The following is a 12,422-nucleotide window of genomic DNA, read 5'->3' on the forward strand; positions in this document are numbered from 1 at the left end:
AGGAATAGCCAAAAAAGGCCCTACGGGGCCTTTCAGGCGACTGAAAAACCCCACTTCTTGTGGGGTTCGTCGTTTGGGGAGCCCCCAAATGAATCACTTCACATCATAGTAGGAGGCAAATACGGCATGATTCGAGCGGGTTTCAGGCAGCACATAAACGACGCCATTGGAGTGTTTGAAGGCGGGGCTTACCAGGGTGGTATAGAACGTTTTCGGGACATTGATGCAGCCATAGGATATCCGTTTGTCTTTTGCATGAGGTGACGCCAGTCGCTCCTCCCGGCGCTCCCTGGGAGTGCCGGCAACGACCGGGTGGAGGGAAAGAGCGTCTTCATAATCTAACCAGAGTATTTCGCCGCCCTTGAGGTTGCGCCCCAGTGAGGACACGAAGCGGCCCGCCGGCGTCGTGCGCTCGTCCGGCGGAATGCTAGCCAGGGCTCGTTCACCAATGCCCGGAACGGAATCATCTCCCACCGCCATGCCCAGCAAGGCGGAGGCCTCTCCCCGGAGTTGGCCTTGTGCATCGAACATGAAAACCTTGGCCTCTCGCTTGTCGATAATCATGAAGGGCATGCCGAGATTATCCGCCGAGTCGATGATCCAGTTGATGGTATCCCGCACCTCCTTTGATGCGCCTTCGCCAAGGGAGTTGACGCTTTGCGCCGAATGTAGGGGGGATGCCGGTTTTTCAATTGCGTCGGTCTGCACCAGAAGGTGCCAGGAAAATGCGGCCTGACCCTTGGCGATAGATTGGCCGGAGGTATTCGCTTGAGCTAGCTGAGGCGCGACAAGGACAATTATCAGCCACCACAGATGTAGGGTTTTCATGCGACTCAAAGACATGCTCCTGCGGCGATTTTCCAACGGTTTGGTCACGCACAACTGCTACCAGCGCCTTGGTAGCGCTAGTAGCAACTTGCTCCCCTCATGCTTCAGGTTTAGAAGCGGTCCTGCTTGGGCTCATACACCGGCGGTACATAGGCTTCGACCTGAGGCGCTAAGAGGTCGGTTTCCGCTGGCGGATCCAGGCGCTCTAGCTGCAATGTCGGCATATTAACGGCGGCGGTTGCGAAGGTCAGCTCCAGTCCCTCGCTGATATTCTCGGGCGAGTCGCCGTTCTCATCTGGAAAAGAGATGACTGGCCTGAGGGCTTCCTCAGGCAATTCAGACAATGCTACTGCCAACGGCAAGCTCGGCTCCGATCCGTCGGGATCGGTGGTGCTTGGATCCGTCGTACTGGGGTCAGTGATTTCCGGATCTGTCGGAGTCGGGGCGACAGGGTCGCCGGGGTCAGTGGTGCTTGGATCCGTTGTACTTGGGTCAGTAGTGCTGGGATCTATCGGATCAATCGTGTCGCCAGGAACAGTGGTATCAACCGGATCAACTGGATCGGGAATTGGATCAACCGGATCAGTCGTCTCTACCAGATAGACCTCCAGCGTTCCAAACTTATAGTCGATCTCGTAATTATTCGGATCGAAAGAGCCTGGCTCCGCATCACTGGGTTTGATGTCATGATCACCAACATCAGCCGTGGCGGCCGTGCCGGGACTGGTCAGGGTGACGTCACCAATAGTCTCTCCTGGCACAAGGCCCTCTTGCTCGTAAGTCAAGGTTTCCGGATCCAGCTCCACGCCGAATTCCTTGTCGGCACCGATAGCCGTGATGGTCAGCGGCGCTTGGGTGATATTGGCCGTAGTAACTCCTGCGCCGGGGACACCCTGTTCTGCTGTCACGGTGTTGAACGGGGCAAACAAGGCAAACAATCCGGCATCGTCACCGCCAAGGGAGTAGCCGCTATAGGTCACGGTCTTGTCGGTGCCAACGTTGGCCGAATCAAAGGAGGCCGCACCGGATTGCAGGCTAACATCACCCGCGCGGGTGGGATTACCCATCAACTCCAGCGTGGCATCAGTGTTGCCGTCGTACATTTTATTGACGCCTTCCGGGAACACCCACATGTGGGTGGTCAGCGTAGCCCCCCCGGTCAACGTGAAGTTGCCCGAAAAATCGGTAGGCGTGTCGTAAGAAACCGGCGCGTAGAAAATATTGACGGATGACAGCGGACCTGTGACGGCTACAGGGGGCGCGCCGGGAGCAAAGTTGACTGTGCCGACGCCAGTCCCATCATTAGCAGCTAGCAGTAATATATCGCCGCCCGTGGTGGTGAGGGCAGCAAGCGCATTGACCTCGATATTGCGTCCGGCAACTGCCGTAAGGTCGCCACCGCCACCGGCCGATGTTGTGGTAATAGGTGCTTTCAGAACCACATCCCGTTCGGCGAACAACTGGAGATTTCCCCCTGTAGTTGTGATGGCTTCATTTACGATGACATCACGAGAAGCATTCAAGGTCAGCGTCGTTGGGTTGGGCGTCGGAGTCCAGGTAACCGCTTCATTGACAAAAATGTCGCCATTACCCGCACCCGGAACGTTTTCGATGCGCACATTGGAGGTAACCAGCTGAGCACTGAGGGTGCTCCCGGCGATGTCGCCATCGCTCGAAATAACAAAGTCGACGGGATCGATCAACCAAGTGCCGGTCTTGCCGAGCGGCGCAGCAGTGGTGATCTGTACATCATTGGCAATTTTTACATGGGCAGCGGAGGTCTCAATAAAACCGCCGTCGCCGCCATTGGCCGCACTGGCATCCAGTGTGCCGCCGACCTTCACCGTGCCGCTGCGCATGTCGCCCATCAGCATGATGGTGCCATTGCGGTTTTCGATGCTCTGGGCGCGGATCATCCCGGTGTTGTTGACCGTGGACTGGAACAGATCGCCCGCCGATTGGGCGGTCATCAGGACCGTGCCGCCATCGGCTTGAATCATCCCGCCATTTTGCACCAGCGCATCCAGCGCGCCCTGGTTGACGGCCACATTCAGCAGGCCGTCGCCCGCCACGTCGAGGGTGATGGCGTCGCCCGCTGCCAGCGCCACGGTACCGAGATTGGCCTGGAGGGTGCCCTGGTTGCTGACATTGGCGCCGAGCAGGGCGATATAGCCGCCGTCGGCATTGATTGCACCCTGGTTGACGATGCTGCCGTCACCTGTGCCCGCGAAGTTGTAGCGACCGGCCATGAAGTCACTGTCGCTGAGGCTCAGGGTGGAGGCCACCAGGCCGCCGACGTTGACCGAGGCGTTCTGACCGAAGAGCACGCCGTTGGGATTGATCAGAAACACGTTACCGTTCGCAGTGAGAGTGCCCATGATGGCCGAGGGGTCTGACCCCAGCACTCGGTTGAGTACAACCGAACTACTGTTGGGCTGGGCAAAGTTCACCGCCTCTCCCGAGGCAATATCAAACGCCTGCCAGTTGATGGCGGCATTCTGGGTGGTCTGGGTGATTTCCATCGCAGTAGCGTCGCCACCGATAGTGGCACCGCCGGCCGACACCTCGCCTCCCACCGGCAAGGCCCAGGCATTGCCGCCGGCAACCAGGAGCATCGAAGCGACAAGAGGCTTGAGTATGAATCGAGTTCCACCTGCAGAAGTGCTATAGCAACTACTGGCGATTTTCCTGCCGCCATTTTTTGCACACTCGGATACCGCGACAAAGGTGCCGACTTTCTGGTTCCAGATGGATTGGAAGATCCTGTTCATGATGTTTTTCCAAGTATGTTGCACGACTGGTTTAACGGATGAGTACCAAGGTGTCGAAAAAACGATCAGAAATACTTGACCAGCTGTAACCAGAATTGACCGTCCGAATCCGGTGCTGAAGTGGCTTCTTCGTTACCCAGCTTATGGGCGTAGTAGGATTTGACGGAAAAGTTGTTGTAGTCGACCCAGTTGACACCCACGCCAGCTCCGCTCAGGGTCCGGTCATTGTCAGCATCATCCCAGGGATCCTTGTGGACAGTCACAGTACCCGCATCGACAAAGCCGATAAGATGTACCTGGCCTGGCACCTGCTCGGAAAGGCCCGCCAGCAGCAGCCGGGCTTCAAGGGTTGCCAGATAGCCTTCATCGGCAAAGGCTTCGCCCTGGGGATAGGCGCGCACACCATACATGCCGCCGAGTGACATCTTCTCCGAGCTATCGAGATTTCCCGAGGCGAACTGGGCACCGACCGACCCATAGAGAGAGAAAATGTCGGTGAGTTGCTGCACGCGCATGACGCTCAAGCTCACTTTCTCGTAATCGCCGTTGGTCTTTGCCGTAATGGCATCTACATCGCGAACGGAGGGCGTTTCGATATCGACTTCGCCGGCATGCAAGGTGACGGAAGCAGCCGTCAGGCCGCCGGCCCCCAATCCATCACGGTGGTCACCGTGGAGACTCGCCGTCACCACATTGACATTCTTTTCGCTGGAGAAACGATCGTAGCGGTCTTCGAAGGTCTTGTAGTCGTAGCCAAGCTGCGCGTAGAGATTGCTCTGGCGTGAGCGGATCAGCGGGTAACGTCCAAATAAACTAGCAATCTGTGCATCGCCATCGGCACCCAGATCACTAAATTCCTTGCCCAATTCATATTCCAGATGACTGTAGGCCACTCCGGCCGTTGCCCGGCCGAACTGCATCTGGTAGGCACCGCGAGCATAATCAAGGCCGTCGAAACTGCTCAGCACGCGCAGGCTGGCCACATCGCCTCGTCCTGCCAGATTGTTGATATGAATCGTTCCGCCCAGACGCTCCTCGCCGGTGTAGTAGTTGCCAGCGTTGTCGGCATCGATACTGCCTGTCACCCGCCGTCCGGGGGTGACATCAACGATCAGGTCAGCCGCGCCCACCGTCCTACCCGGCACCAGAGTCGATTGGACGTTGACACCGGCGATGTCCGACATCAGCAGAAGCCGGTTCTCAAGAGGCACACGATTGATTACCTCGCCACTCTCGAGATCGCTGAGCAAGCCATCGGCCAGCCCATCCGAGAGATTGCTCTGGTTGCGTAGGGTGACATCGCCATAGCGGCCTTCCACCACTGCGATCGTCACCGCACCCTCCTCGATGCTCTGTGCAGGCAGGTAAGCTTGCGCGACAAAATAGCCGTTCTGGTGATAAAAGTCGGTGATCCGGGAAGCCATTGCCTGTAGATCGCCAAGGCTGAGCTGCGCCCCTGGCCTGAAGCCGGTGAGGGAGACCAGCTCCTTCTCGGAATACAGGCTCTGCCCGCTCAGGTGCAGTGAATTGACCTCGATCTTTGCTGTGCTGGCAGCCCCCATCACCGGTACTTGTGGCTGTTGCACATCAATTTCCGGTGCAACTCTCTCCACGGTCGGTGTTGGCGAGATCTGTTGAAGCTGGCTGCCGGCATTGGGTAGAGTGGCACCGGGAACTTGTGCGGCAAAAACTCCTGGACTTAACACTAGTAGTGCAAAGGGGATAAGCTTTTTATGCGCCATACTAATTTTTCCTTAGCATTTTTATATTCGAATTGATTAAAGCCTGTAGGCAAACACAGGCTCTTGTTGATTAATTTATTAGGAAATTTTTATAAAACTGTCAGGCGCACTCACTGACTTCCGACCCTTTAAAGCGCCGGAGAGCAAATGATATTGTTTTGAAGCCTTTATCTTCTCGCCACAGCCGGCAAGACATTACGGGAACAGGAAAAAAGCAGTGAAAGAGAGGGCGCTAGCTAAAAAAATACGCACTTCACCGAATCGGAGTGTATTCCGCTTTAGCTAGAAAGTCTTATTTATTATTATAAAAATACTAATTATTTTAGATTACGTTTTTGACATCACGAGTTTCACACTCCTCATAAAATCATCGAAACTGTAGTGCGGAAGAGGCTTTTCAGATAATACGCTGTAACTTCATAGTCTTAGTCTAGTGTTTGGCGAGTTTTTCTCGAGCGCCTGCCGGAACGGTTCCGCGAGCAACTGGCTCAGATCAAGAAAATGCAATCGACCCAAGGTGCCGCAAAGCACCTTTTTATCTCGTTCGGCTTGGAAGACGAAGCCTTTAGCGCCAGTCAGTTAATCAGAGTGACGAGGTTCAGTTTCTCGCCGCCTTGATCAGGGCATCCAGCGCCGCCTGGTAGCCTTGGGTACCCAGACCCGCGATCACAGCATCGGCACGTAGCGAGACATAGGAGTGATGTCGAAAGCTTTCACGCTTGTGCACGTTGGAAATATGCACCTCGTAGACTCTCCCCTCGAATGCATTCAGCGCATCGAGTATCGCAATCGAGGTGTGGGTATAGGCGGCCGGGTTGATGATGATGGCAGCGGTTTCATCAAGGCGTGCCGCCTGGATGGCATCGATCAGCTCACCTTCATGGTTGCTTTGCAACGCCTTGATCTCCCATCCATTGAGAGCGGCTTTCTCATAGAGGGCGTGATTGACGTCGGCCAAGGTCTCGTAACCGTAAATCTCCGGTTGCCGGCTTCCCAGAAGGTTGAGATTGGGGCCGTGAAGCACCAGCACTTTGTCTTGACTCATCGTCTTAGTCTCCGAATTCACTAGATTGCTTGTCGCTTGGCTAAACGTTGCCCGCACCAAGCCGCTCCCAGCCACAAAAAAGGGCTGCCCAGGGCGTAGATCACTGCCAAGAAGGCATCATCGCCTTGCCACAGCACGAAGACTTCCAGGCTGAACAATGAAAAGGTGGTGAAGCCTCCGCAGAACCCCGCTACCAGAAAGGGCTGCCAGCGGGTCAAGAAGCCTTGGCTGTAAGCAGCGGTGACCACGCCAGCAATCAGGGCTGACCCGAGTAGATTGACGCCCAAGGTGCCCCAGGGGAAATAAGCACCGAACAGATTCAGTGAAACTATGCTTACCAGATAGCGACTGCCTGTTCCCAGGGCGCTACCCAGCCCAACGGCAAGGTAAATCATCACCTCTCGACGGCGCCTCAGGGCAGTAGCCGTCACCATGGAGCTCGCCCCAACCAGAATCCCAGCGCCAACAACATCAGTCCTCCCAGACAGGTACCCCCCATATTGAAGATAGCCGCCTGATGCCTACCGCTTTGCCATAGGCTCAGTGTTTGCAGGCTTAATGACGATACCGTGGAATAGCCTCCCAGCAAGCCGGCGACCAGCATATACCACATAAGGCTCCGGGCACTGAGATCAGGCGCTGGCATCATCCCCGCCACTAGCCCGATCGCGGCGGTAGAGGATAGGTTGACTCCCAGGGTGCCCCAGGGAAAGTGGCTGCCCGCCAGGCGTGCCAGTGCATTGGAAACCGCCAGACGTAGCATGCCGCCCAGTGCGCCCCCTATCATTATCATGCCCAGCCATTGCCAGTTGATCCCCACCCTTGTCTCCTCGTGCTACATTGCGCTGGAATTGATGAAGGTGTTTTCCAGCGTAGAAGGCAATACTACCTTTGATATAGCGGCGCGCCACGAAGTGACATTGTAGCGACTTGGACGCAGCAGCTTGGCCGCGTGAACTACCCCGGTGCCGTGGAAGTACGTCACCCGGAATTTTTCCACAAGGGAGAGACTGAAAAAGCCTTCAACCAATTGTTGATAACTTATCAGGCCAATCGGGTAATGCTGGATGTATACCCCTTGTTCTCCACGCCATTCCATGGCCATTCCGGCCTGACCAAAGCGCAACAAGAAAAACCCAAACTCCCATTACACGTGCTTTCCACGGGTGATACGCCGGTGATCAGGTTCATTGGCCATATTGACAAATTAATCAATAAGCGTTATCTCGCGCCTTGGGAAAAACGCCTGAACCTGTGGATAAGTCAGGGGAAAACCATTTTCTTGCTTGTGCATACCGCAGACAACCGCGAAGCTCCCGATATGGCACGCAGCCTCTACGAGCCACTGGCCAAGAACTCACACCTTCCCGATTTGCCCTCTTTTTTTGACGAACAGCAAACCCGGCTGTTTTAAGTTAAATTTTCAGGCCGCTTCGCTGGCATACACTGCTTTGATCGGATAAATTGCCTTCACTTCGGAAATTAATCTCAATTTGACGTTCCGAACCGTTGTTTTCCTCGCAGCGCTTTATGGCGTTGGCCCGAGGTACGCAATTCACTATCCAACTAAACAGTACTCGATACTCAACTAACAAGAAGGTGATGTATGGCGAAGCTTGCACATGCGCAATGGTCATCCAGGATGACCTTTGTGCTAGCCGCTGCCGGCTCGGCGGTCGGCCTGGGCAATATCTGGCGTTTTTCTTATATGGTGGGCGACAACGGCGGCGCAGCGTTCGTGCTGATCTACCTGGCTTGCGTAGCACTGGTCGGTTTACCGGTGCTGGTTGCCGAATGGATGATCGGGCGGCGGGGACAGAAAAACCCGATCAATTCCATGGCTGAGCTGGCCAGTAAACACGGCAAGTCGCCGGCCTGGGCGCTGGTAGGAATCAGCGGTGTACTGGCCGCATTCTTGATACTCTCGTTCTACAGCGTGATTGGCGGCTGGTCGCTCAACTACACGCTCGGCACGGTCATCGGAACCTTCGATGGTCAGGATGCCGAGAGCATCAGCGACTTGTTCGGCGGCATGCTGGCAAGCCCCGGCACCTTGCTGCTGTGGCACACGGCTTTCATGCTGTTGGTGATCGGGATTGTGGCGCGTGGCGTGACCAAAGGGCTGGAAAGCGCGGCACGCTTGATGATGCCCGCCTTGATCGTGCTGATGTTGGTATTGGTGGGTTATGGGGTGGCTAGCGGTCACTTCGGCGAAGCGCTGGCCTTCATGTTCCGCCCCGATTGGAGCGCTGTGAATGGCGGCGTCGTATTGGCCGCGATGGGCCAGGCATTTTTCACCCTGTCATTGGGCATGGGCATCATGATGGCCTATGGCTCCTACCTGGGAGAAGACGTCAATCTGATCAGCACGGCGCGTACCGTCATCATCCTGGATACCAGTATCGCCCTGCTTGCGGGTCTGGCCATCTTCCCCATCGTGTTTGCCAATGGCTTGGGTGTCGGTGAAGGGCCGGGGTTGATCTTCGTCACCCTGCCGCTGGCCTTCGGTAACATGGCAGGCGGCACCATACTTGGCTTGATGTTCTTCCTGCTGCTTACCTTCGCTGCTCTGACCTCGGCTATTTCGCTGCTTGAGCCGGTAGTGGAAATGATGGAGGAACGCACCTCCCTGGCACGTGTCGGCGCCACCCTGGTCAGCGGCGTTGCGGTATGGATGCTGGGGGTTGCGGCACTGCTGTCGTTCAATGTGTGGGCGGACTTCCAGATCATCGGGCTAAATATCTTCGATCTTCTGGACACCTTCACCAGCAAGATCTTGCTGCCGTTGACCGGCCTGGGTGCCATTGTCTTCGTCGCCTGGTGCCTCAAGCGTGAAAGTGTAGAAACTGAACTGGGGCTATCCGCCACCGGCATCAGCTTGTGGAATATCGTGGCACGCTTCATTGCGCCAATCGGCGTGATCATCGTGTTTGTCGCCGGGCTTATCTAAAGCCCTCACAAGCTCTAACGCTAACTACCAGGTTAGTTATCGGGCTACAAAGGGCCTCGTCACTCAGCGGGCGAGGCCTCCTTTCAATGCAATTCGCTTTCCAGCGCATCTTCCTCTTCTTCGGGTAGCAACTCGATATCCCGCGAGAGTTGTTGAAATTCCCGATGCAACTCTATACCTCGGCGTGCGCGAGAATTGCGCTGTGCGGCGTGGCGACGGCGTTCAATATGTTCATCGAGCCCCAGCGTCATGAAGATATCCAGAAGCTCACTTTTGACTGAAGTTAATCGTTCGACGTTACGCATAGCGTCGCTCCTCCAGATGCCTATTCCTGTATTCACCTGTCCGCGTAGCATCATTTACTGATGATGCAGCGTGACACGTCATTTTTACTATAATCCAGTTGACGAAATGATGACGTTCCGGGAAAGGATATTCCGTCAACGCACGTTTTCGCTATTCGCCCCCTAACGTTTTATTCGTCATAGCGTTCAGCGATTTTTTTCAATGCCATCGTCAGGTAAGTCATGTCACGCTAGAGGAGGTCAAATGCAGCAACGAGACGTCGATATCGCCATCATCGGAGCCGGCAGCGCCGGATTGAGTGCTTGGCATGCTGCCAATAAATACACGGATAACGTGGTGATCATTGAAGAAGGAGAATACGGCACCACCTGTGCCCGGGTAGGCTGCATGCCCTCGAAGTTACTGATTGCTGCTGCTGAAAGGGCGCATCAGGTGGGTGATGCAGCAGGGTTCGGCGTAAAGGTGGATAACGTAACGATCGATGGTCGCGCGGTGATGGAACGCGTCAAGCATGAGCGTGACGGTTTTGTCGATAGCGTCCTGACGTCCATGCAACGTATTGATGCAGCCAAACGCCTGGAAGGTCATGCCCGATTCATCGATGCCCATACCCTGGCCGTCGGTGAGCATAGCCGGGTACGGGCGCGTAACATTATCATCGCCACCGGTTCACGCCCTACCTGGCCAGGCAGCTTCGAAGGCGCAGGAGACCGGCTGATCGTCAACGATGATATCTTCGACTGGGACGATCTACCCGAATCAGTGGCGGTGTTCGGCCCCGGTATCATCGGGCTGGAGTTGGGCCAGGCCCTGCATCGTCTGGGAGTGCGGTTACGCATGTTCGGTATCGGTGGCAGCCTGGGGCCATTTCAGGACGACACCCTGCGTGACTACGCCGACCAGACCTTCAAGGCGGAGTTTTATCTCGACCCGGATGCCAAGGTGGAAAGCATCGAGCGGGAAGGCGACCAAGTCGTGGTTACCTTCCTTGAACGCGATACTGGCCAACGCCTGACTGAACGCTTCGACTACTTGTTGGCCGCTACCGGCCGACGCCCTAATCTCGATAAGCTTGCGCTGGAAAATGCCGGCCTGGCGCTCGATGACAAGGGAGTCCCCAGCTTCAATCGATTCACTCTGCAATGCCTGGATGCCAGCGGTGAGCCAAGCCATATTTTCATTGCCGGCGATTCCGACCAGGAACTTCCCCTGTTGCATGAAGCCATCAATGAGGGACGCATTGCTGGCGCTAATGCCGGACGCTACCCGGACTGCCGAGTCACTCAACGCAATGTGGCGTTGGCTATCGTCTTCACCGACCCCCAGATAGCCACGGTAGGTTCCAGCCGCGAGGAGCTGGAACAGTGCTATGGCGGTCATGGCTGCATTGCGGTGGGGGAAATCACGTTCAAGAAGCAGGGCCGCGCGAAGGTCATTCGCGAAACACGTGGCATGCTGCGCCTCTATGCAGAACATGGCAGCGGCCAGTTTCTGGGAGCGGAACTGTTCGGCCCGCAAATCGAACATATGGCGCACCTGCTGGCGTGGGCGCTGGAACAGAAGCTTTCCGTGAGCCGGATGCTCGAGATGCCCTTTTATCACCCGGTGCTGGAAGAAGGGTTGCGTAGCGCCCTGTATGACCTCAATGCCGACCTCCGCAAAGGGCCGGAAATCATCGAGCACTGCATGGAGTGCGGACCGGGGGATTGAGCGATAGCAGAACGTCACCGTCTGGTCCCCGCGACTCGAAAGAACCTTGCATTACCTCACAGCAACGCCCTTGTGCACAGCGGCTGCCCATGTCGCTGTCTCCTCCAAGCGGCCACTTTCCCTGCCCATTTCGTCTATCAGTCAGGCATACTGTGACGGGGCGCCGATTGACCGGCGTCGCTTATGTATCATTACCGAGGAGCTGAACGTGAGTCGCGCCCTGTTCGATGAATTGAGACGCCGCATGGAGCACTTTCGCCGCTCCGAGCAGAAGGTAGCACGCTTTGTGCTGCGCAACCCCGATGACGTTATCCACATGCGGATTGTCGACCTGGCCACCGAGGCCAAGGTCAGCGAACCCACGGTGGTGCGCTTTTGCCGAGCATTGGGTTGCAATGGTTTTCAGGACTTCAAGCTGCAACTGGCCCAGATGTTGGCCACCGGCAGCCAGTTCGCCCAATTCTCGATGAACGATAGCGACTCGGTGGCAGAATTCTCCTACAGTATTTTTGACTCCACCGTGGGCACCCTGCTTTCCATACGTGACCGCCTGGATAACGATGCCCTGGGACGTGCGGTCAATGCATTGGCCATGGCCAACCGCGTCGAATTCTACGGCTTCGGCGCCTCGGGCGCAGTGGCCTTTGATGCCCAGCACAAGTTTTTTCGGCTGCAGATTTTCACGTCCGCCTACGCCGACCCGCACATGCAGAACATGTCGGCGGTGACCCTCAAGGAAGGCGATGTGGTGGTGGCAATTTCCCAGACCGGGCGCACCAAGGCACTGGTCGCCAGCGTGCGCCTGGCACGGGAAGCGGGTGCCACAGTGATTGGCCTATGCCCCAGTGGCTCGCCGTTGGCCGAGGAAGTCAGCCTGCCGCTGTATATCGACGTCCACGAAGACACGGAAATCTACACTCCCATGAGTTCACGCATTGCGCATTTGGTACTGATAGACGTGCTTGCCGTGGGCGTGGCCAAAACCCGCGGACCCAAGTTGGCGCAACAGCTCAAGGCAGTGAAGAAAAGCCTCACCCCGCTGCGCTTTCCCGAAGAAGGATGAACGCCAA

11 protein-coding genes are annotated in these 12,422 nt (G+C 56.3%); 4 read left to right on the plus strand and 7 right to left on the minus strand.

What is annotated here, in order from left to right; genetic code table 11:
- Positions 1–93 precede the first annotated feature (93 nt).
- The 6 genes from GPM19_RS15225 to GPM19_RS07655 form a co-directional block, all read right to left on the minus strand.
- Positions 94–837, minus strand: a complete 744-nt coding sequence (locus GPM19_RS15225; RefSeq protein ID WP_202114739.1) for a hypothetical protein — start codon at positions 835–837, stop codon at positions 94–96.
- A gap of 101 nt (positions 838–938) precedes the next feature.
- The gene (locus tag GPM19_RS07635) at positions 939–3,599 is read right to left on the minus strand and encodes a two-partner secretion domain-containing protein (protein ID WP_160418443.1); all 2,661 of its coding nucleotides are present in this window, start codon (positions 3,597–3,599) and stop codon (positions 939–941) included.
- Positions 3,600–3,664: 65 nt separating this feature from the next.
- Positions 3,665–5,341, minus strand: a complete 1,677-nt coding sequence (locus GPM19_RS07640) for a ShlB/FhaC/HecB family hemolysin secretion/activation protein (protein ID WP_160418444.1) — start codon at positions 5,339–5,341, stop codon at positions 3,665–3,667.
- A gap of 598 nt (positions 5,342–5,939) precedes the next feature.
- Positions 5,940–6,386, minus strand: a complete 447-nt coding sequence (aroQ, locus tag GPM19_RS07645; protein WP_160418445.1) for a type II 3-dehydroquinate dehydratase — start codon at positions 6,384–6,386, stop codon at positions 5,940–5,942.
- A gap of 20 nt (positions 6,387–6,406) precedes the next feature.
- Positions 6,407–6,820 (minus strand): fluoride efflux transporter FluC, encoded by a 414-nt coding sequence (locus tag GPM19_RS07650; RefSeq protein WP_227842246.1) that lies wholly within the window; start codon positions 6,818–6,820, stop codon positions 6,407–6,409.
- On the minus strand, positions 6,814–7,206 hold the full coding sequence (locus tag GPM19_RS07655; protein ID WP_319928103.1) for a fluoride efflux transporter FluC: 393 nt from the start codon (positions 7,204–7,206) through the stop codon (positions 6,814–6,816). Before GPM19_RS07655 ends, GPM19_RS07650 begins: the two co-directional genes overlap by 7 nt.
- 132 nt (positions 7,207–7,338) lie before the next feature.
- On the opposite strand from GPM19_RS07655, the gene GPM19_RS07660 reads away from it, so the two are divergent.
- Positions 7,339–7,800 (plus strand): DUF72 domain-containing protein, encoded by a 462-nt coding sequence (locus GPM19_RS07660; RefSeq protein WP_371829352.1) that lies wholly within the window; start codon positions 7,339–7,341, stop codon positions 7,798–7,800.
- 192 nt (positions 7,801–7,992) lie between these two features.
- Complete coding sequence (locus tag GPM19_RS07665) at positions 7,993–9,336, plus strand: sodium-dependent transporter (RefSeq protein WP_160418447.1); 1,344 nt, start codon at positions 7,993–7,995, stop codon at positions 9,334–9,336.
- 83 nt (positions 9,337–9,419) lie between these two features.
- Here GPM19_RS07665 and GPM19_RS07670 read toward each other — a convergent pair whose 3' ends face one another.
- Entirely contained in the window at positions 9,420–9,641 is a 222-nt protein-coding gene (locus GPM19_RS07670; protein WP_160418448.1) for a PA3496 family putative envelope integrity protein, read from the minus strand.
- Between the two features lie 244 nt (positions 9,642–9,885).
- On the opposite strand from GPM19_RS07670, the gene GPM19_RS07675 reads away from it, so the two are divergent.
- Both GPM19_RS07675 and hexR read left to right on the plus strand, forming a co-directional pair.
- Complete coding sequence (locus GPM19_RS07675) at positions 9,886–11,352, plus strand: dihydrolipoyl dehydrogenase (RefSeq protein WP_160418449.1); 1,467 nt, start codon at positions 9,886–9,888, stop codon at positions 11,350–11,352.
- A 208-nt stretch (positions 11,353–11,560) separates the two neighbouring features.
- Complete coding sequence (gene hexR, locus GPM19_RS07680) at positions 11,561–12,415, plus strand: transcriptional regulator HexR (protein ID WP_160418450.1); 855 nt, start codon at positions 11,561–11,563, stop codon at positions 12,413–12,415.
- Positions 12,416–12,422: the final 7 nt, after the last annotated feature.

The organism is Vreelandella zhuhanensis, assembly GCF_009793355.1.
GTDB classification, from domain to species: domain Bacteria; phylum Pseudomonadota; class Gammaproteobacteria; order Pseudomonadales; family Halomonadaceae; genus Vreelandella; species Vreelandella zhuhanensis.

Bases quoted from the DNA above. Each gene is read 5' to 3' on its own strand.
- GPM19_RS07665 (WP_160418447.1), top strand. From the start codon at position 7,993: ATGGCGAAGCTTGCACATGCGCAATGGTCATCCAGGATGACCTTTGTG.
- GPM19_RS07650 (WP_227842246.1), bottom strand. From the start codon at position 6,820: ATGGTGACGGCTACTGCCCTGAGGCGCCGTCGAGAGGTGATGATTTAC.
- GPM19_RS07640 (WP_160418444.1), bottom strand. From the start codon at position 5,341: ATGGCGCATAAAAAGCTTATCCCCTTTGCACTACTAGTGTTAAGTCCA.
- GPM19_RS07670 (WP_160418448.1), bottom strand. From the start codon at position 9,641: ATGCGTAACGTCGAACGATTAACTTCAGTCAAAAGTGAGCTTCTGGAT.
- aroQ (WP_160418445.1), bottom strand. From the start codon at position 6,386: ATGAGTCAAGACAAAGTGCTGGTGCTTCACGGCCCCAATCTCAACCTT.
- GPM19_RS07635 (WP_160418443.1), bottom strand. From the start codon at position 3,599: ATGAACAGGATCTTCCAATCCATCTGGAACCAGAAAGTCGGCACCTTT.
- GPM19_RS07675 (WP_160418449.1), top strand. From the start codon at position 9,886: ATGCAGCAACGAGACGTCGATATCGCCATCATCGGAGCCGGCAGCGCC.